The sequence below is a fragment of the Kitasatospora sp. NPDC054795 genome (assembly GCF_053611565.1).
In genome coordinates this window covers 40,003-59,954 of record NZ_JBSHAP010000050.1, presented here as the reverse complement: position 1 = coordinate 59,954, position 19,952 = coordinate 40,003, and the positions used below count along the sequence as shown (strand labels likewise).

The window sequence follows — 19,952 nt, the reverse complement described above, 5'->3', positions numbered from 1 at the left end:
GCGCGGTGCGCCGCCGCCCGGCGACCGGCTGAGCCCTCCCCGGCCGCCTCGCCCGGGGGCGTCGGCGTGCGGCCGGGCCGGTCAGCGGCTCGGCGCGGCCAGCCGGTACTCCTGCCGGTCGGCGTCGTACGCGAAGAGCCCCGCGTAGCGGCCCCAGTCGGTGGCGGTCTCCAGCTGCCGGTCGGTCTGTTCGTCGGTGTAGTGGCGGCCGAGCAGGTCGCGCAGGAAGCCGGTGCGGACGGTGGCGCCGGGCCGGCCGCCGAGGCTGTTGGCGATCAGCTTGATCAGCGGGACCTCCAGGGCGGCGGCGGCGAAGACGGCGCGGGCCTCCTGGGCGTCGGCCCCGGTGTAGGCGGCGCCCGTCGCGGTGAGCAGCAGGTCGTCGCCGTGGACCTCGGCGAAGCCCAGCAGGTCGAGGGCGTCGACCTGGGGGAGCAGGTCGTCGATGTCCAGGCCGAGTTCGTCGGCGAGGTCGGCCAGGTCGCAGCTCCCGCCCCGGTGGGCGATCGTCTCGGCGAGACCGGAGAGGCCGTCCACGCCGGCGCTGGGCAGCGGGGTGGCGGCGACGGTGCGCCGTTCGGGGTCGGGTTCGGTGCGGCCGGACGGGCGGGTGTCCTTGGGCCGGCCGGTCATGATCCGGTACACCCGGTCCACCAGCTCGTCGAAGGCGGCCGAGTCGCGGTCGCGCGGCCGCTCCAGGGCGACCTCCACGGTCTCCCGGATGGTCCCGTACGGGCGGGCGCCGAGGACCACGATGCGGTCGGCCATCAGTACCGCCTCCTCGATGTTGTGGGTGACCAGGACGACGGCCCGGGTGGGGAACTGGCCGGACTCCCACAGCTCCATCAGCTCGCCGCGCAGGTTCTCGGCGGTGAGCACGTCGAGGGCGGAGAACGGCTCGTCCATCATCAGCACGTCCGGTTCGACGACCAGTGCCCGGGCGAAGCCGACCCGCTGGCGCATGCCGCCGGAGAGCTCCTTGGGGTAGGCGGAGGCGAAGCCGGTCAGGCCGATCAGGTCGATGGCCTGGTCGGCGGCGCGGGCGCGTTCCCGGGATGGGACACCGCGGGCCTCCAGGCCGAGTTCGACGTTCTGCCGCACGGTCAGCCAGGGCAGCAGCGCGAAGGTCTGGAAGACCAGCGCGGTGCCGGGGTTGGCGCCGGTGAGCGGGGTGCCGCGGTAGCGGACGGTGCCGGAGCTGGGCGGGACCAGGCCGGCCAGGCAGCGCAGCAGGGTGGACTTGCCGGAGCCCGAGCGTCCGAGCACGGCGACGACCTCGCCGGCCCGGACGGTGAGGTCGATGCCGGAGAGCACCGGCAGTTCGCCGGCGGCCCCGGCGTAGGACTTGGTCAGACCGGTGGTCTCCAGCAGCGCCTCCCCGTCCCCGTCCTCGTGGGGGGCGGGTGCGGGGGCGGTTGCGGGTTCGGCGGCACGGTTGCGGAACGGGAAGCGCATCGGCGGACTCCGGACTACAGCGAGTAGCGGCGCTCGGCCAGCCGGTACAGCCGGCGCCAGAGCAGACGGTTGAGGGCGACGACGTACAGGCTCATCACCGCGACCCCGGCGAGCAGGTGCGGGTGGTCGCCGCGCTCGGCGGCCCGGGCGATGTACGCGCCGAGGCCGGTCGCGGTCAGCGTGGTGGAGCCGAAGGTGACCACCTCGGCGACGATGGAGGCGTTCCAGGCGCCGCCGGAGGCGGTGATGCCGCCGGTGACGTACGCCGGGAAGACGCCGGGGAGGATCAGCCGCCGCCAGCGCTGCCACCCGCGTACACCGAGGTCGTCCATGGCCTCGCGCAGGTCGGCGGGGACGGCCATGGCACCGGCGATGGCGTTGAACAGGATGTACCACTGGGAGCCGAGGGCCATCAGCAGGATGCCGCCGAGGTCGATCGACACCCCGGTGCGCAGCAGCAGCCAGACCACCAGGGGGAAGAGGAAGTTGGCGGGGAAGCCGGCCAGCACCTGGACGACGGGCTGGGCGATCCTGGTCAGCCGGGGCGAGAAGCCGATCTTCACGCCGATCGGCACCCAGACCGCGGTGGCCACCGCGACCAGCACCACCACCCGGGCGAGGGTGGCGAGCCCGAGCAGCAGCGGCTCGCCGAAGACGCCGAGGCCGGTGCGGTCGGCCAGGTAGCGGCCGAGGTCGACGAGGCCCCACAGCACGATGCCGCCCGCGACGAGGGCGAAGGCCACGTCCCCGGCCCGCCGCCGGCCGGGGTGGACGGCCGGCGGGCGGTCGGCGGTGCCGAACACCCGCCCGGCCCGGTTCAGGGCCCGTCCGGCGGGGCGCAGCGCGCGGCCGAGCGCGGCGGGCAGCCGGGAGCGGCGCAGCAGGTCCAGCACGACCGAGCGCTGCACCTCGGTGGCCTCGGACTGCTCGTTCTTGAAGCGTTCGGCCCAGGCGGTGAGCGGCCGCCAGAACAGGAAGTTCACGCCGACCACCAGGACCACCATGGTGGCGATGGCCCAGCCGACCCGGCCGAGGTCCCCGGCGGCGATGGCCGCGCCCGCGTACGAGCCGACCCCGGGCAGCGCGTACCGCCGGCCGTCCACGGTGATCGCCTCGGAGGCGACCAGGAAGAACCAGCCGCCGCCGAAGCCGAGCATGCCGTTCCAGACCAGGCCGATCATGCCCGAGGGCAGCTCGACCTTCCAGAACCGCGTCCACCGGCTGAACCCGAAGGAGCGGGACAGCTCGTCGAGTTCGCGGGGCAGCGAGACCAGCGCCTGGTAGAAGGCGAAGGTCATGTTCCACGCCTGGGAGGTGAAGATGGCGAACACGGCGGCGCATTCGAGGCCGAGCACCGAGCCGGGGAAGAGGGCGAGGAAACCGGAGACCGCGAGGCTCAGGAAGGCGAGCACCGGTACCGACTGGAGGATGTCCAGCGCCGGGATCAGCACCCGTTCCAGCCGGCGGCTGCGGGCGGCGGCGTAGGCGTAGCAGAAGGTGAAGACGACCGAGAGGGCGAGCGCGGCGAACATCCGCAGCAGCGAGCGCGCCGCGTCGTACGGCAGCCGGGCCGGATCGGTGTCGACGGCCGCGTCCCGGGTGGTGGAGAAGCGGACGGCGCCGCCCTGGCCGAGCCGCAGCACGAGGTAGAGCAGGACCAGGACGGCGGCCGCGACGACCAGGTCCGTCCAGACCCGCCCGCCGAGCCGGTGCGCGGTCCGGGTGGGCCGTGAGCCCCGGGACAGGCCCGGCAGCGGGCTCCGGGACCGGCCCGGGGCGGGCTTCGTCAGGGTCATGGCGGTACCTCCGGGGCAAACCCGGGCAGTCTGCTCCCTCGGGACGTCCGTACGCAAACCCGCCCCGCCCCCACGGGGCCACCGGGTGCTCCCGGCCCCGGGCGGGGCGCCGTGTCCCGTCCCGGGGCGCGCCGTCCCGGGCCGGGGTCAGGCGGTCCGGGCCAGCCGGGGGTCGTACTTGTAGCCGATCTGCCGGACGGTGGCGATCGCCTCCCGGTGCCCGGGGCCGAGCTTGCGCCGGATCCGGGCGATGTGGGTGGCGACGGTGCGGGAGTCGCCGGTGTCCGGGCGGCCCCAGACGTTCTCCATCAGCTGGCGCCGGGAGTGCACCCGCAGCGGGTTGCCGACCAGGTGCGCGAGCAGTTCGAACTCCAGGTACGGCATGGTGACGTGCCGGCCCTCGACGGTGACGGTGCGCTGGTCGGTGTCCACCACCAGGCCGGGCGCGGGCGCGGGTCGCGGGGCCGGGCGCCGGCCCGGGGCGGGGTGGTGCGAGAAGACGGCGTCGAGCCTGGGGCGGTGCGGGACCATGGCGCGGGGCTCCTTCGTGGTCGGCTCAGTGGTTCAGCGCGGTCTGGACGATCTTGACGACGACCATGGCCGTCGCGATCAGCAGGTAGGCGCGCAGCGCGCCCATGCCGACCTTGCGGGCGGTGGACAGCACCGGCTTGTCGAGGGTCTCCAGCGGCGGCATCCGCCAGTTCTCCCGGCCGGTGCGGTCGACGGGGTCCTCCTTGGTGCCGCGGCGCCCGAAGGTGAAGGAGTACCCGGCGACGAGCACGCCCGCCACGCCGCAGCCGGCCATGATCCGCAGGATCGCCCCGGAGCCGATGTCGGGCCAGACCACGGCGGCGGTGAGGATCAGGGAGAGCATCACCAGGACGCCGACCACCAGCGAGGTGAAGGCGTTGGTCCGCGGCCCGTTCGTCCAGGGGCCCAGCACCGCGCGGTCGTTGCAGAGCAGCAGCAGGAAGACGGTCGCGGAGGGCAGCAGCACCCCGGCCAGCACCTGGACGAACTGGGTCATCAGGCCCTGGGTGTAGTCGGTGGAGAGCAGCGTGATCGCCGCCGCCGCGGCCACCAGGCCCGCGTAGATCCCGTAGAAGCCCTTGGCGCCCTTCACCCCGCGGTGCAGCGAGTGCTTGATGCCGAAGACGTCGCCGATCGCGTACGCGGTGGACAGGGACACTGCGAAGGCACCGATGATCGAGGCGTCCAGCAGCGCGATGGCGAACAGCACGCCGGCCAGGTGCCCGGCCTTGTCCTCGATGCCCCGGGCGACGGCGGCCGCGTCGGAGAAGTGCCCGAAGCCGTCGGTGCCCGCGAAGGCGGCGGCGGTGAGGCCCATCATGGCGGCGGCGCCGACGATCACGATCACGATGCCGATCCAGAGGTCGGCCTTCTCGTACGTCATGAAGCGCGGGGTGATCCGCTTGTCGATGACGTACGACTGCTGGAAGAACAGCTGCCAGGGCGCCACGGTGGTGCCGACGATGGAGATGATCACCAGCATCACGGCCGCCAGTCCGCCCGACCCGCCGGGCATGGCGGGCACCACGAAGTCGTGCGCCATCCGCGAGGTCTTCGGGTGGACCATGAAGTAGATCGGCACCAGCAGCAGTGAGCCCAGGCACAGCGTCACGGCGACCCGCTCGAAGCGCTGGAACGAGCCGGTGAAGGCCGAGGCGATGATGATCCCGGCGGCGAGCACCACCGAGGCCGCCTTCGGTAGGCCCAGGTACCCGGCCGCGAGCGTGACCCCGATGAACTCGGTGACCAGCGTCAGCGCGTTCAGCAGGAACAGGTCGATCACGCTGAACGCGCCCCAGAACTTCCCGAAGCGCTCCAGGATCAGCCGGGCGTGGCCCACACCGGTGACGGCGCCCAGCCGCAGCACCATCTCCTGGTTGACGTACAGCACCGGGACCAGCATCAGCAGCGTCCACAGCAGTTGGGTGCCGTAGTTCTGCCCGGCCTGGCCGTAGGTGGAGAAGGCGCCGGCGTCGTTGTCGCCGACCATCACGATCAGGCCGGGCCCGACGATCGCGAGCAGGGTCTTCAGTCTCGCCGACAGGCCGCGCCCGGGCGTGGTGTCGTCGAGCCGGATGGTGCCGAGCGCGCCCTTGATGTCGCCGACGTGCGCGTCGTCGAGGACGGCCGAACGCGGCTCGGGCGGAGCGGAGTTGAGCGTGGCGTGGGTGGTCATGGGTTTCCTCCCTGGGCCCCGGAGGGGCGGTTCGGAGGCAGGCGGCGGCTCTCCCCGCGGGCGGGCACGGCGCATCGGCGCGCGGCTGCGCGGCCCGTACGGTGACGTGCGGGCACGGCGGAGCCGCGTGCGGACATGGCGTGCCGTCGTCGCTGATGACCGCCGAACAATGGTGACGGACCGTCAGGACGTGCTGCGGGGAAAGGTGTTACCGCATGCCGGAGGTGTGCGAGGGCAGGCGGGGGCAGGGGCAACTGTGGCCCGGACTACTGCAATCCATGTCTCTCGCCTCCTCCCGGCCGGCGCACCCCGTGGTGCGTGTCATCGACGCGGCAAGGAGCTCACCGGCCCGCGCGACGCGACCGCCGGTTCACCCCAACTCGTCAGAGCTTAGTCCCGCCCGGGAGCGATACTTGCGCACTTGGTAAAATCTTTACCTTTCTGTCGGCGTACGCCGGTGCCTGCCGTCGCCGGCCGCCGCTACCCGTCCGCGCCCGCCGCCGGCCGCTGCTGCCCGTCCGCGCCCCGGGGCGGGCGGCGGCCGGCCGGGTGACGGGGGTTTGGCCGCCGGGCCGCCACGGAACGACTTCCCGCCGTACCGGCACCGGCACCAGGTCGTGCCCGAACCCGAGGGGTGGCATGGCGACCGCAGACTCCCAGGGGCCTCCCCGGCAGGCGCGGGCGCTGACGCTCGCGCGGAACCCGAAACTGTGGCTCTTCCCGGGCGTCCTGTGCTGCCTGCTGGCCGTCCTCCTCTCCCTGCTCTACATGGGGGGCATCCTCAACCCGAGCGGGCACCTGCACCGGCTGCCGATCGCCCTGGTGAACGAGGACCAGGGCCCGCCGCCGCCCGGGCAGGCGGAGCCCCTCGGCGCCCGGCTGGCCGCGGCCGTGGTGGCCGGCACTCCCGACGGCACCGTCCAGTGGCGGCAGGTGGACGCGGCCGGACTGAGCGAACAGCTCGCCGCCGGCAAGGTCTACGGCGCGCTGGTCGTGCCGAAGGACTTCAGCGCCGCCGTCACCGCGCTGGTCACCGGCGGCGCCGCCGAGCGGCCGACCGTCACCGTGCTGACCAACCCGGGCATGGGCAGCCTCGGCTCCTCGATCGCCGCGAATATCTCCCAGAACGCCGCCCACCAGGCCTCGTCGGCGCTCGGCGGGCAACTGCTGGCCGCCGTACCGGCCTCCGGCGCCCCGGGTCCGGACACCGGAGCCACCGCCCGGCTGCTGCTCGCCGACCCGATCGCCGTCACCACCCGGGTCGGCCACCCGATCGGCGGCCACAGCGGGCTCGGCCTGAGCGCCTTCTACTTCACCCTGCTGGCCGTGCTGACCGGCTTCATCGGCGGCAACATCGTCCACAGCGGCGTCGACGGCGCGCTCGGCTACAGCGACAGCGAGATCGGCCCCTGGCATACCCGCCGCCCGACCGTCCCGATCAACCGCACCCAGACCCTGCTGCTCAAGATGGTCATGACGGCCGGGATCATGCTGCTCACCACCTCGCTCGTGGTGCTCTGCTCGGTCGGCGTCCTGGGCATGGACGCCCCGCACCTGGCACAGCTGTGGATCTTCGCCTACTGCGCCAGCCTCGCCGTGGGCCTCGGGGTGCAGGCGATCAACGCCGCGTTCGGCGGGATCGGGCAGCTGGTGTCGATGTTCGTCTTCATCGCGCTGGCGCTGCCCTCCTCCGGCGCCACCATCCCGCTCCAGGCGGTCCCCGGCTTCTACCGCTTCCTGAGCCTCTTCGAGCCGATGCGCCAGCTCGGCGACGGCATCCGGGCGATCCTCTTCTTCGACGCCAGGGCCGACGCCGGGCTCACCCGCGGCTGGGTCATGATCGGAATCGGCGCGGTGCTGGCCCTGCTGTTCGGCTTCGGGATGACCCGCTACTACGACCGGAAGGGCCTGCACCGCTGGACGCCCCAGCCCTCCGGCCAGGACGCCTGACCACCGGGGCCGGGCAGCCGGGGCGGTCAGGTGTCCTGGCCGGTCAGGACGCCTTGGTGACGGTCACCTTGAGGTGCTTCATGATCGGCTGGTCGCTCTGGGTGCTGAAGTCGCCGATCGCGCACAGCACGTTCAGCTCCGGCATGTACCCGGCCGCGCAGCCGCGCGGGATGTCGTACGGGACGGCCAGGTAGCCGTGCACCGAGCGGGTGGACCCGTCCCGGGCGGTGCTGGTGACGTCCACCCGGTCGAACTCGTCCAGGCCGCGCTCGCGCATGTCGTCCCGGTTCATGAACACCAGGGTGCGCAGGTTCCGCACGCCCCGGTAGCGGTCGTTGTCCGAGTAGATGGTGGTGTTCCACTGGTCGTGCGAGCGCATCGTGCCCAGCGCCAGGATGCCCGGCCCGGGGACGACGTCGGGCAGCGGGGCGGCGGAGAACTCGGCCTTGCCGGAGCGGGTGTCGAAGACCAGCTCGCGGGCCGGCTGCTTGATCCGGAAGCCCAGCGGCAGCCGCACCCGGCGGTTGAAGTCCTCGAAGCCGTCGAGGACCTGGGCCATGGTGTCGCGGATGCGGTCGTAGTCCTCGATGTACCACTCCCAGGGGGTGGAACTGTCCGGCAGTGCCGCGCGGGCCATCCCGGCGACGATCGCGGGCTCGGAGAGCAGGCGCGGCGAGGCCGGGCGCTTCATGCCGACCGACAGGTGCACCATGCTCATCGAGTCCTCGACCGAGGTGGACTGCACCCCGGCCCGCTGGTGGTCCTTCTCGGTCCGGCCCAGGCACGGCAGGATCAGCGCCGCCCGCCCGTGCACCAGGTGGCTGCGGTTCAGCTTGGTGCTCACCTGGACGGTCAACTCGCAGGACTCCAGGGCCTGATAGGTGTACGGGGTGTCCGGGGCGGCGAGCGCGAAGTTGCCGCCCATGCCGACGAACACCGTGATGTCGCCGCGCCGCATCGCCTCGATCGTGCCGACGGTGTCCAGTCCGTGCTCGCGCGGCGGCTCGATCCCGCACACCTCGGCGAGCCGGTCCAGGAACGCGCCGGCGGGCCGGTGGTCGATGCCGCAGGTGCGGTTGCCCTGGACGTTGCTGTGCCCGCGCACCGGGGAGGGTCCGGCCCCCTCCCGGCCCAGATTGCCGCGCAGCAGCAGGAGGTTGACGATCTCCCGGACGGTGTCCACCCCGTGCTCGTGCTGGGTGACACCCAGGCACCAGCTGAAGATCGAGCGGTCGGCCTCCCGGTAGACCCGCGCCGCCTTGAGGATCTCGGCCCGGTCCAGCCCGCTCTGCCGCTCGATCTCCTCCCAGGGCGTGGCCAGGCAGACCTCGCGGTACGCCTCGAACCCGCTGGTGTGGCGGTCGATGAACAGCCGGTCCAGCGCCCGGTCGTCGGCCGCGGACTGCTCCAGGATCGCCTTCGCCATGCCGCGCAGCAGCGCCATGTCGCCGCCGATCCGCGGCTGGAGGTTCAGGGTGCTGGTGCGGGTGGCCCGGTTCAGCGCCATGTCGGTGAAGTCGTGCGGGATGATCGTCCGGGTCGCCGCCGCCTCGACCAGCGGGTTGACGTGCACGATCTGCGCGCCCCGCTTGTACGCCTCGGCCAGCGAGGTGAGCATCCGGGGCGCGTTGGAGGCCGCGTTGACGCCCAGGATGAACAGGGCGTCGGTGACCTCCCAGTCCTTGAGGTCGACCGTCCCCTTCCCGGTGCCGAGCGAGGCCTGCAGGGCCCGGCCGCTGGCCTCGTGGCACATGTTGGAGCAGTCGGGCAGGTTGTTGGTGCCCAGCTCGCGGGCCATCAGCTGGTAGAGGAAGGTCGCCTCGTTGCCGAGCCGGCCGGAGGTGTAGAACGCGGCCCGGTTGGGGTCGTCCAGCCCGCGCAGGGTGCGGCCGACCAGGGCGAACGCGTCCTTCCAGCCGATCGGGACGTAGCGGTCGCTGTCCGGGTCGTAGACCATCGGCTCGGTGAGCCGGCCCTGGTCCTCCAGCGCGAAGTCGCTCCACCCGGACAGCTCGGTCACCGTGTGGGCGGCGAAGAACTCCCGGCCGACCCGCTTGCGGGTCATCTCCCAGGTGACGTGCTTGATGCCGTTCTCGCAGATGTCCAGGTGCAGGCCCTTGGTGTCGTCGGGCCAGGCGCAGCCGGGGCAGTCGAAGCCGCCGTTCTCGTGGTTCATCCGCATCACCGCCCGCGGCCCGTCCAGGTAGGCGCCCTCGCGCACCAGGAAGCGGGTGACGCTCGTGGCGGCGCCCCAGCCGGCGGCCGGGTGGTGGTACGGCTGGGCGTGGGGCGGGCCGGCGGGGGAGGGGCCGACCTCCTCCTGCCCCGGGGGCTCCTGCGGGGGAGTGGTGACGGCGTCGTCGGAGGTGGTCATGGGCCTCGCCTTCCGTCGCACGGGGGTCGGACACCCGGCATTGCAGTCGACGCTACGTCCGGAGGCCGGACCCCGCGCGTCGGGCGGTCGTGGCCCGGACGGTCACGCCCCGGTCCCGTCCCGGACGGTCATGCCCCGGTGCCCGGTCCCGGGCGATCACGCCGCCGGCAGGCTGCCGAGCACGGTGGCCACCTCGGTGCGCCGGGCGACCTCCAGCAGTGCGCGGGCCATCACCGAGCCGGGCTCCCGGGCGGCGATCACCAGTCCGATCGGCGCGCTGTGCGCCGGTTCCGACAGCGGGACCGCCCGCATCCCGCGCGGCACGCCGAACACATGCAGCCACGCGTACGGCACGACGCTCGCCCAGTGCCCGGTGCGGACGTGGGCGAAGAGCGAGGCCACCGAGTCCGTCTCGACCCGGGGCGTCGGCGCCAGCCCGAGCCCCGCGAACACCTCGTCCAGCACCCGGCGGCCCTGCATGCCCGGGTGCAGCAGGCACAGCGGCAGCCGGGAGGCCTGCTCCCAGGTCGCCCGCGGGTGCTGGGCCGGCTCGTCGGCCAGACCGGTCAGCAGGACGTACCGCTCCTCGTACAGCGGGAGTGCGCGCAGGTCGTCCTCGCCCGGTCCGGGCAGGTAGGTGACGCCCGCATCGATCTCGAAGTTCCGTACCTGGCGCAGGAGTTCATCGGACCGAAGATCGGTGGACAGCTCCACGGCGGCCAGCGGGTGGGTGGTGCAGAACGGCCCGGTGAGCAGCGACACGGCGCCCGAGGCGGTCGGCACCGAGCCGATCCGCAGCCGTCCGCTCAGGCCGGTGCGCAGCGCGTCCACCTCGTCCCGGAGGGCGTCCCGGTCGGCCAGGATGCGCTGCGCCCACAGCACGATCCGCTCGCCCTCGGGAGTCAGGCCCTCGTAGGCGCGGCCGCGCCGCACCAGCAGCACCTTCAGCTCGTCCTCCAGCTTGCGCAGCGCCTCGGAGAGGGCGGGCTGGGAGACGTGGCAGGCCTGGGCGGCGCGGGCGAAGTGGCGCTCCCGGGCGAGCGCGACGAGGTACTCGAGCTGGCGGAACAGCATCGCCTACTCGGCTCCGGTGGCGGTGACGGTGGTGTCGGCCGTGGGGGCCGGCGCGGTGGTGGCCGGCGTGGAGGTGTCGACGCGGTCGGTGCGGGTGTAGACGTTCATCGAGTCGCCGCGCAGGAAGCCGACCAGGGTCAGCCCGCTCTCCTCCGCGAGGTCCACGGCCAGCGAGGACGGCGCGGAGACCGCCGTGAGCACCGGGATGCCCGCCATCACCGCCTTCTGCACCAGCTCGAAGGAGGCCCGCCCGCTGACCATCAGCACCGTGCCGCGGGCCGGCAGCAGGCCCTCGCGCAGCGCGTGGCCGACCACCTTGTCCACGGCGTTGTGCCGGCCCACGTCCTCGCGCAGGCAGAGCAGCCGCCCGTCGGCGTCGAACAGCCCGGCCGCGTGCAGGCCGCCGGTGCTGTCGAAGACCTTCTGGGCGGCGCGCAGCCGGTCGGGCAGAGCGGACAGCAGCGCGGGGGTCACGCGCAGCCCGTCCCCGGCGACGCTCCACGGCGCGGTGGTGCGCACCGCGTCCAGGCTCGCCTTGCCGCACAGGCCGCAGGAGGAGGTGGTGTAGAAGTTGCGCTCCAGCGAGGCGTCGGGCGCCGGCACACCGGGGGCGAGCAGGACGTCCACCACGTTGTAGGTGTTGCCCCCGTCGGCGGTGGCACCGGCGCAGTAGCGGATGCCGGCCACCTGCCCGGCGGCGTGCACCACGCCCTCGCCGACCAGGAACCCGGCCGCCAGGTCGAAGTCGCTGCCCGGGGTGCGCATGGTCACCGTCAGCGCGCGCCCGCCGACCCGGATCTCCATCGGTTCCTCGGCGGCCAGGGTGTCGGGACGGTACGAGGGCGCGCCCTGGCGCAGTCGCAGCACTCTGCGGGGGACGGTCACTCGGCCCATGGTCGTCGGCTCCTCGATGGTCTTCGTCAGGTCTGTACGGATGAATCCTCCCTCCTCCTGGCGGCGGCGTACGGGTCGGGCGGGTCGGGCAGGTGGCGGCGGCTGTGCGCGGCGGTGACCGCCAGGCAGAGCAGACCGACGGCCGCCATGCCCGCCAGCAGCGCCGGGTAGGAGGCGTGGCCGGCGGTGCCGGCGAGCAGCAGCGGGGTGAGGAAGCCGCTGGAGGTGATGCTCTGGTAGAGGGAGGCGGAGGTCGGCCCGGAGGCGCGCGGGGTCAGCCGCTCGACCTCGTGCAGCCCCGCGCCGAGCGTCAGCCCGTACCCGGTGCCGAGGACGAGGGCGGCGGCCACCACCAGGCCCACCGAGTCGAGGGCGGCGGCGAGGGCGCCGAGCAGCAGCCCGGCGATCACCGTGGCCATCGCGGTGAGGGTGGCCCGGGCGCTGTCCGCGTCGTCCAGCCGGGCGGCGAAGGGCTGGGCGACCACGCCCGTGGCCAGGGTCAGCGCCGCGACCAGGCCGCTGAACAGCGGCGCGTAGCCGGGCACCCGGTCGGCGACCAGCGGCGGCAGCACCACGTACGCCACCGTGGCGGCGCCGAGCACGGCCGGGCTGGCGGGCAGGACCACATAGCGGAACCGGGGGTGGTGGACGGCGCGGAACCGGGGGTGGTGGACGGCCGCCGGTCCGCTGCCGTTGTTGCGTCCGCCGTTGCCGTTGCCGTTGCCGCCGATGCCGTGGCTCCGGGCGGTCTCCGGGAGTCCGCGGGTGGCCCGCAGTACCAGCAGGCAGCCCAGCGCATGGGCGAGGGCGGGCAGCACCGTCGGGCCGGGCAGCCACTCGGCGATCACCCCGGAGACCAGCGCGCCCGCCGCGAAGCCCGTACCGGTGGCGTACATCGCCCGGCGGGCGCTCCGCTCGGGCGGGACGGCGGGCCCGGAGAGCTCGCGCAGCCAGGCCGTCCCGGCCAGGAAGACCAGCCCGGCCGCGAAGCCGGTGGCCAGCCGGGCGGCGTACACCGAGGGCTCGTCCGGCAGCGCCAGCACCACGCTGGCGGCGGCGGACAGGCCCAGCGCGCCGCGCACCGTCCGCCGCCGGCCGTACCGGTCCGCGGCGGGCCCGCCCAGCAGCAGACCGGGCAGCAGGCCGAGCAGGTAGACCGAGAACATCGCGGCCAGCGAGAGCGCCGACCAGTCGGTGCGCGCCCGGTACACGGTGGCCAGCGCGGTGAACTGGTTGGCGCCCCAGGCGGCGACGGCGACGGCGGCGGCCGCCGGGAGCCAGCGGGCGGTGCGGGGCGCGGGCATTCCGTCGGTACCGCCCATGCGCTGTCCTGCCCCGTTTCCGGCTTTCCGGCCATTCCTGGATTTCCGCAGTCCAGTGTGCTGTCCGTCGCCGCGGGGCGTCAAAGAAGTGAATCCTGTGAGCCGATAAGCGGCGCCTATCGGAGATTCGACGGATATCCCACTTCGCCGGGTGTCCAGAAAACCTGCCGGACATCCCGAAAGCACGATCGGGAATTCCGCTCCGATTATTCCGCCCCGATTTTCCCGCCCCGGCTATTGCGTGCCGGCTATTCCGTGCCGCCCACCGACAGCACCACCGCGCTGGCCGCGCCGGTCGGCGTCTCGTAGTTCACCGTCTCCCCGGCATGCCGCCCGAGCAGCGCCTTCCCGAGCGGACTGTCGAAGGTCACCAGGGTGAGGTCCCGCTCCTCCGCCAGCTCGGAGATCTCGACCGTCTCCTCCGTGCCGTCGTCGAACCGCACGGTGACCGTCGATCCCACCCCCACCACCCGCACGGACGGCTCCCCGGCCACCTCGGCCTCCCGCAGCCGCGCCTCCAGCTCGGCGATCCGCCGGTCCAGCCGGGTCACCTCCGACGCCCGCTGCAACTCGTCCGCCGCATCCGCCCGGTCCCCCACCGGCTCCAGCCCGCGCAGCGTCGCGGCCACCTTCCCCCGCTCCTCCCGCAACTGCGCCAGGTCCTCCTGCACCGCACGCAGGCCCTCGGCACTGATCGGTTCCGGCCCACCGCTCATCCCACGCTCCCGGGGCAGCTCGTCACACGCTCGAACACCGGCCGCCTCCCATTACCCCACCCCTCCGGGCCCCGGGCAACTTCCGGGCCGATCGACCACCCGGAGCGATTCGTCGAGGACGCGGCGCCCGGGCGCCGCGGGTCACCGTGCGAGCAGTTGCGCCGGGACGACCGGTTCGAGGAAGACGCTCGGTGTGCCGTGCCAGGACACGCTGAGGGCCTCGCGTGCGCGCGTGCACGCCACGAAGAGCAGGCTCAACTCGCCGCTGAGGTCCTCCTGGTGCTGCAGCGGGTCGGTGTCCACCGGGGTGATCGCGCTGCGCATGGGCACCAGGCCGTCGCTCACGCCCACCACGGCGACGCAGCGGAACTCCAGGCCCTTCATCCGGTGCATGGTCCCGACCCGCACACCGGGGGACGGCGCGTTGCCGAGCACGTAGGCGGGCGTCCCGGCCTGCTCCAGGGCCTGGGCGATCTCGCGGCCGAGCCGGGCGGTCCGGGCGGCGACGCCGATGTCCTCCGGGGCGACGCCGGACGCGGTCCACTCCGCGATCCGGGCGACGAGGTCCTGGATCTCGTCGGCCTTGTCGACGTGGCCGTGCACCTCGGGGTGCGCGCCGTGCAGGGTCGAGTGGTAGCCGACGAGGGAGTCCTCGCCGCCGTCCATGTCGTCGGGCCGCTCGCCGGTGAGCAGGGACGCGGACCAGCTGATGATCTCGTGCGTGGTCCGGTAGTTGACCCGCAGTCGGGAGGACCGTCCGACGACCTGGATCCCGAGCGAGCGCAACGAGACCTTGTTCCCGTAGATCCGCTGGTGCGGGTCGCCGGCGAGGAACAGGTCGTCCGGTCCGGACGCGACGATCGCGCGGAGGAACCTCCACTGCGCGGGGTGCAGGTCCTGCGCCTCGTCGATCACCACGTGCCGGAACGGGCGGTCGTCCTGTTCGTCGAGCGCCCGCGCGGCCTGCGCGCAGACCTGCAGGAACGTCAACTCCCCGGCCTGTCGCAGCTCGTCCTCGAACGCGGCCACCGCACGCCACACCTGGGCCTTCTGCAGCGGACCGAGAGCGGTGCCGCGGCCGGACCGCTGTGCCTTCAGGTACTGTTCCGGGCTCTCGATCGCCTGGGCCAGGACGATCTGCCGCCACTCCTGGTCCAGGAAGACGTCGGTGAAGTCGGTCCCGAGCCGGCGGACGATCCGGCCCCAGCGGGCGAGGACCGCGCGCTGGTTGAAGACGATCTTCAGTGGGGCGCCGCCCCGCGAGCGGCGGAGCACCTCGTTCGCCAGCGCGTCGACGGTGACCACCCGGACCTTCGCCCTGATCCGCTCGTCCGTGATGAGCAGCGTGAGGCAGCGTTCGAGCTCGCCGGCGAGGTCCTTGGTGAAGGTGGTCAGCAGAATCGATCCGTCAGGTGCGTCCGGCGGCAGCCGGCGCGCCAGGTGATAAGCCCGGTGCAGGGCCACCACCGTCTTCCCGGTCCCGGGGCCGCCGGTCACCCGGGCGGGCCCGTTGTACGACTCCCGGTAGGCGATCCGGTACTGGGCCGGGTGCAGGAAGATCCGCCACACGTCGAACGGGCGCTCCAGGATCTCCCGCAGTTCCTCGGGGCCGGACACCAGGGCGACCCGGCCGCGCGCGTGGGCCATCGCCGAGACCAGCCCGTCCCCGGGCTGCGCGGCGTTCACCGGAGCCGCCGCCCGCGCGTACGCCTGGACGATCTCACGGTCGATGTCGGCCGGTTCCATCCCGCTCGCGAGGCCGATCAGAACGTCGAACTGCTGCTCCGGCAGGACCCGGTGGAGCGCCTCCAGATGGGCCTCGTCCGGAAGCAGCCGGATGATCGGCAGGATCTCCTCCTCGATGCCCAGGCTGCGCAGGACCTTGTCGGAGCGGTCGGCGAAGAGCCTGCGGGGTTCGTCGGGGGCCAGGGCCCTCAGCGACTCGGTGGCGCGCTCCAGGGCGACGTCGTTGCGGATCTCGACGCCCTGGGTGGCGGCGTTCACCGAAGCCCGGTGCTTGTACGCCCAGTCGTTCGCCTTGTCGTGGGGGAGCACCTTCAGCAGCATGTACCCGTCGCCCCGGTCGGCCTTGAGGACCACCCCGCGCCAGAAGTCGGTGATCCGGATGGTCCGGATCCGGGGGTCCCGCTGGTGGGTGAGCTTCTCCAGGTGCGCGCCGGTGTGCGTCGCTCCGGTGAACTTCTCGAACACGTCGAAGACCCTGCGCTGCACGGATTTCTCCAGTGCCGCGAACTCCAGCAGAAAGTCCCGGTGCATACCCAGCGTTGCCACCCCGGCCCCCTCGCGCGCCCCGGCCCGTCCGCGCGGCCGGGCAGTGCGCCTCACTGTACTGGCCCCGGTGATCACTCGCGGCAGGCCGCCCGGCGGCGGTCGGTCCAGGGTGGCGGTGATCACCTTCGGGGGTGGGGGTGGGGGGAAAGCGCAGGTCGGGGGCTCGGGCGGGGATGGCGGGGGAGGGACCGGCGGTCGGGGCGCGGGCGGGCGAAGCTACCATGTGGGCAACACCCTCAGCTCGAAAGATGGACTTGTGACTGTCAACGACGACGTGTTCACGGACTGGAAGAACCGCGAGGAGATCGCGGAGTCGATGATCCCGATCATCGGGCGGCTGCACCGGGAGAGGGACGTCACCGTTCTGCTCCACAGCCGTTCCCTGGTGAACAAGTCGGTGGTCAGCATCCTCAAGACGCATCGCTTCGCCCGGCAGATAGCCGGCGAGGAGCTCTCGGTCACCGAGACGATGCCGTTCCTGGAGGCACTGACCGCCCTGGACCTCGGCCCCTCGCAGATCGACCTCGGCATGCTCGCCGCGACGTACAAGGCGGACGACCGCGGCCTGTCGGTGGCGGAGTTCACCGCCCAGGCCGTCGTCGGTGCCACCGGCGAGAACAAGCTGGAGCGCCGGTCCGGGCAGGACGTCGTGCTGTACGGGTTCGGCCGCATCGGCCGCCTGGTCGCCCGCCTGCTGGTCGAGAAGGCCTCGGGCAACGGCCTGCGGCTGAAGGCCATCGTCGTGCGCAACAGCGGCGGCGACGACCTGGTCAAGCGCGCCTCGCTGCTGCGCCGTGACTCCATCCACGGCCAGTTCCAGGGCACGATCACCGTCGACGAGGCGAACAACAAGATCATCGCCAATGGCAACGAGATCACGGTGATCTACTCCGACGACCCGACCACGGTCGACTACACGGAGTACGGGATCAAGGACGCGATCCTGATCGACAACACCGGCCGCTGGCGCGACCGCGAGGGCCTGTCGAAGCACCTGCGCCCCGGTATCGCCAAGGTCGTGCTGACCGCGCCGGGCAAGGGCGACGTCCCGAACATCGTGCACGGCGTGAACCACGACACGATCAAGCCGGACGAGCAGATCCTGTCCTGCGCCTCCTGCACCACCAACGCCATCGTCCCGCCGCTGAAGGCGATGGAGGACGAGTACGGCGTGGTCCGCGGCCACGTGGAGACCGTCCACTCGTTCACCAACGACCAGAACCTGCTGGACAACTACCACAAGGCCGACCGCCGCGGCCGCTCGGCGCCGCTGAACATGGTGATCACCGAGACCGGTGCCGCCTCGGCCGTCGCCAAGGCCCTGCCGGACCTCCAGGCGAAGATCACCGGCAGCTCGATCCGCGTCCCGGTGCCGGACGTCTCCATCGCGATCCTCAACCTCCAGCTCAAGCGGGAGACCAACCGCGAGGACGTCCTGGAGTACCTGCGGAACGTCTCGCTGACCTCGCCGCTGAAGCGCCAGATCGACTTCACCGACTCGCCCGACGCCGTCTCCAGCGACTTCATCGGCTCGCGCCACGCCTCGATCGTGGACGCCGGCGCGACCAAGGTCGAGGGCGACAACGCGATCCTCTACCTGTGGTATGATAACGAGTTCGGCTACTCGTGCCAGGTGATCCGGGTCGTCCAGTACATCTCGGGCGTCGAGTACCCGACCTTCCCGGTTCCGGCGGTCTGATCCACCGCTGGGGCGGGACGACACAGCGGTACGACGAGCAGCACGACGGGGCGGTGACCGACAGGTCGCCGCCCCGTCGGCGTTCGCGGGCAGGGCGGTCGCTATCTTGAGGGATCGCTGACAGGTCTAGGGAGGGCGACGGGGATGGGTGGTCGGAGGGTGCTTGCCGCGGTGGCGGCGGCGGGGGTGCTGACGGGCGTGCTGGCCGGGTGCTCCTCCGGGGGGTCGAAGGGGGCCGGTGGGGCGGCGGCCGCGGGTTCGTCCGCGTCGGGTCCGGCGGCGGTGTCGACGGGTACGGCCGGGGCGTCCGCGTCCGCGGCTGCGCCCGCGCCGGCGCCGAGCGGGTCGGACGCCGGGGCGCCCGGGGCCGGTTCGGCGCCCGCCTCCGCACCGGCCCCGGCCGCGGTGGAGGCGCCGCACGGGGACCTGGAGGTGGCGCTGCTGGACGACAAGGTGGTCGGGCAGGTGCTGCCGGACGCCAAGGCGATGGCCGGCTGGGAGGAGGAGAAGCGGAAGGTCGACACGGCCGACCACAAGGTCACCTGCACCGGTGCCGCCGCCGCCTCCTGCGCCGGTAAGCCGCTCAGCGGGTCGGTCCGGTTCTCCTCGGGGGACGTGGTCGTCCGCTTCCTGGTGGACACCCTGCCCAGCCGGGACGCGGCGGCGCAGCGGCTGAAGGAGAACTACGCCTCGTACGCCGCCGGGCCGTTCAAGAAGATCGACACCCCGGTGCTGGGCAGCGAGAGCCAGACCTTCCAGGGGCCGCTGGCCGAGGGCGAGGGCGTCGGCATCGTGGTGCGCTCGGGCACCGTGGTGGCGAGCGTGACCAGCGAGGGCGGTCCGGTGGACGTGGCCGCGACGCGGAAGTTCGCGGTGATGCTGGTCAAGCGGATCGAGCAGGCCCAGGCCGGGAAGGCGCCGGACGCCGGGCCGGCCGTGGGCTGAGGGCCCCTCCCCGCACGGGTGGGGCGCTGGGCTGGGGAAACGGATGTCAGTCGACCGTGATATGTACCTTCTCGTGGCCACTGTGCGGCCATGCGAAAGATACTGATGACGTTCGAGGGGGCCAGACATGCCGCTGTTCCGACGCCGCTCCGGCGGGGAGGGCGCGGAGGACCGGGCCGAGCGGCGCGGGTTCGGGTTCGGCTTCGGCCGACGGGGAGCCGGATCGGCCGCGCCGGCCGGTGCTGCCGAGCCGCGGCTCGACCCGGCGTACGGGGACGAGTCGGTGCGTCTGGCGCTCCGCCAGGCCGCCGACGGGGACTGGGCCGCGCTGCGCCCCGCGCTCGCCGCCGCCGAGGGCGAGGACCTGACCTTCCTGGTCGGGGCGATAGCCGACGTGCCCCGGGTCGAGCAGTGGACGTCCCGCGCGCTGGCCGACACCCCGGACGACACGCTGCTGCTGTTGCTGTCCGGTGCCCGGCACATCGACTGGGGCTGGGAGGCCCGGACGGGCGCCCGGGCCAAGGACGTCACCGAGGAGCGGTGGAAGGTGTTCCACGAGCGGCTGGAGGTCGCCGAGGAGCAACTGCTGGAGGTCGCAGAGCGCGAGCCGTCCTGGCACGCCCCCTGGCGGTTCCTGCAGACCAGCGCCCTCGGGGCCTCGCTCGGCCCGGAGGTCGCCACCAGCCGCTTCGAGGCCGCGGTGCGCCGGGCGCCCGGGAACTCCGCCTCGCACTGGGTCAGGCTGCAGCAGCTGAGCGCCAAGTGGGGCGGTTCGCACGAGGAGATGCACGAGTTCGCCCGCTCCGTGATGCTCGCCGCCCCGGAGGGCAGCCGCCTCGGTGAGCTGGTCGCGGTCGCGCACCTGGAGCACTGGCTGGCCCTCCCGGACGGCGAGGACGGCGCCTACCTGACCAGTCCGGCCGTGGTGGCCGGGCTGCAGGAAGCGGCCTTCCGGTCCGTCCTGCACCCGGCCTTCGTGCCGGCGCGCGGCTGGCAGGGCGCCTTCAACACCTTCGCGATGGCGTTCTCCCTCGCCGACCAGCCGAAGACCGCGCGCCTGCTGTTCGAGGCGCTGGACGGCTTCGTGACCGAATCGCCCTGGCACTACCTGTCGGGCAATCCGGTCAAGGCCTTCCGCGCCCACCGCGACCGCTGCACCTCGTACTGGCGCTGAGGCGTACCGGCGCCGACCGGCGCCGACTGGCGCCGACCGGTGCCAGTACCGACCC

General features: G+C 73.0%; 14 protein-coding genes. 4 read left to right on the top strand and 10 right to left on the bottom strand.

Annotated features, from left to right (window positions below):
* Positions 1-81 precede the first annotated feature (81 nt).
* The 4 genes from ACWGJO_RS19690 to ACWGJO_RS19675 all read right to left on the bottom strand — a co-directional run bounded on the left by ACWGJO_RS19690 (position 82) and on the right by ACWGJO_RS19675 (position 5,457).
* Entirely contained in the window at positions 82-1,455 is a 1,374-nt protein-coding gene (locus ACWGJO_RS19690; RefSeq protein WP_452185360.1) for an ABC transporter ATP-binding protein, read from the bottom strand.
* A 14-nt stretch (positions 1,456-1,469) separates the two neighbouring features.
* Positions 1,470-3,251, bottom strand: a complete 1,782-nt coding sequence (locus tag ACWGJO_RS19685; RefSeq protein ID WP_452185358.1) for an ABC transporter permease — start codon at positions 3,249-3,251, stop codon at positions 1,470-1,472.
* A gap of 147 nt (positions 3,252-3,398) precedes the next feature.
* On the bottom strand, positions 3,399-3,782 hold the full coding sequence (locus ACWGJO_RS19680) for a winged helix-turn-helix domain-containing protein (protein ID WP_359897612.1): 384 nt from the start codon (positions 3,780-3,782) through the stop codon (positions 3,399-3,401).
* A gap of 25 nt (positions 3,783-3,807) precedes the next feature.
* Positions 3,808-5,457, bottom strand: a complete 1,650-nt coding sequence (locus ACWGJO_RS19675; protein ID WP_452185356.1) for an NRAMP family divalent metal transporter — start codon at positions 5,455-5,457, stop codon at positions 3,808-3,810.
* A 639-nt stretch (positions 5,458-6,096) separates the two neighbouring features.
* On the opposite strand from ACWGJO_RS19675, the gene ACWGJO_RS19670 reads away from it, so the two are divergent.
* Complete coding sequence (locus ACWGJO_RS19670) at positions 6,097-7,407, top strand: YhgE/Pip domain-containing protein (protein WP_452185354.1); 1,311 nt, start codon at positions 6,097-6,099, stop codon at positions 7,405-7,407.
* Positions 7,408-7,450: 43 nt separating this feature from the next.
* Here the strand turns inward: ACWGJO_RS19670 and ACWGJO_RS19665 are convergent, their stop codons facing one another.
* The 6 genes from ACWGJO_RS19665 to ACWGJO_RS19640 form a co-directional block, all read right to left on the bottom strand.
* Complete coding sequence (locus ACWGJO_RS19665; RefSeq protein WP_452185352.1) at positions 7,451-9,781, bottom strand: FdhF/YdeP family oxidoreductase; 2,331 nt, start codon at positions 9,779-9,781, stop codon at positions 7,451-7,453.
* Between the two features lie 156 nt (positions 9,782-9,937).
* The gene (locus tag ACWGJO_RS19660) at positions 9,938-10,855 is read right to left on the bottom strand and encodes a LysR family transcriptional regulator (RefSeq protein ID WP_452185350.1); all 918 of its coding nucleotides are present in this window, start codon (positions 10,853-10,855) and stop codon (positions 9,938-9,940) included.
* A gap of 3 nt (positions 10,856-10,858) precedes the next feature.
* Positions 10,859-11,749 carry a formate dehydrogenase accessory sulfurtransferase FdhD gene (gene fdhD / locus ACWGJO_RS19655; RefSeq protein ID WP_452185348.1) on the bottom strand — a complete coding sequence of 297 codons (891 nt, stop codon included), beginning with the start codon at positions 11,747-11,749 and terminating at the stop codon, positions 10,859-10,861.
* Positions 11,750-11,775: 26 nt separating this feature from the next.
* A complete protein-coding gene (locus ACWGJO_RS19650) occupies positions 11,776-13,071 on the bottom strand; it encodes an MFS transporter (RefSeq protein ID WP_452185346.1) in 1,296 nt (431 codons plus the stop codon).
* 248 nt (positions 13,072-13,319) lie between these two features.
* Positions 13,320-13,787, bottom strand: a complete 468-nt coding sequence (locus ACWGJO_RS19645; RefSeq protein WP_452185344.1) for a GreA/GreB family elongation factor — start codon at positions 13,785-13,787, stop codon at positions 13,320-13,322.
* A 141-nt stretch (positions 13,788-13,928) separates the two neighbouring features.
* Positions 13,929-16,079, bottom strand: a complete 2,151-nt coding sequence (locus tag ACWGJO_RS19640; RefSeq protein WP_452185342.1) for a UvrD-helicase domain-containing protein — start codon at positions 16,077-16,079, stop codon at positions 13,929-13,931.
* A gap of 256 nt (positions 16,080-16,335) precedes the next feature.
* Here ACWGJO_RS19640 and ACWGJO_RS19635 point away from each other — a divergent pair, with 256 nt between their 5' ends.
* The 3 genes from ACWGJO_RS19635 (at position 16,336) to ACWGJO_RS19625 (ending at position 19,897) form a co-directional block, all read left to right on the top strand.
* Positions 16,336-17,778 carry a glyceraldehyde-3-phosphate dehydrogenase gene (locus tag ACWGJO_RS19635; RefSeq protein WP_452185340.1) on the top strand — a complete coding sequence of 481 codons (1,443 nt, stop codon included), beginning with the start codon at positions 16,336-16,338 and terminating at the stop codon, positions 17,776-17,778.
* 405 nt (positions 17,779-18,183) lie between these two features.
* Positions 18,184-18,723 carry a hypothetical protein gene (locus tag ACWGJO_RS19630; protein ID WP_452185338.1) on the top strand — a complete coding sequence of 180 codons (540 nt, stop codon included), beginning with the start codon at positions 18,184-18,186 and terminating at the stop codon, positions 18,721-18,723.
* A 127-nt stretch (positions 18,724-18,850) separates the two neighbouring features.
* On the top strand, positions 18,851-19,897 hold the full coding sequence (locus ACWGJO_RS19625; protein WP_387689873.1) for a hypothetical protein: 1,047 nt from the start codon (positions 18,851-18,853) through the stop codon (positions 19,895-19,897).
* Positions 19,898-19,952 lie beyond the last annotated feature (55 nt).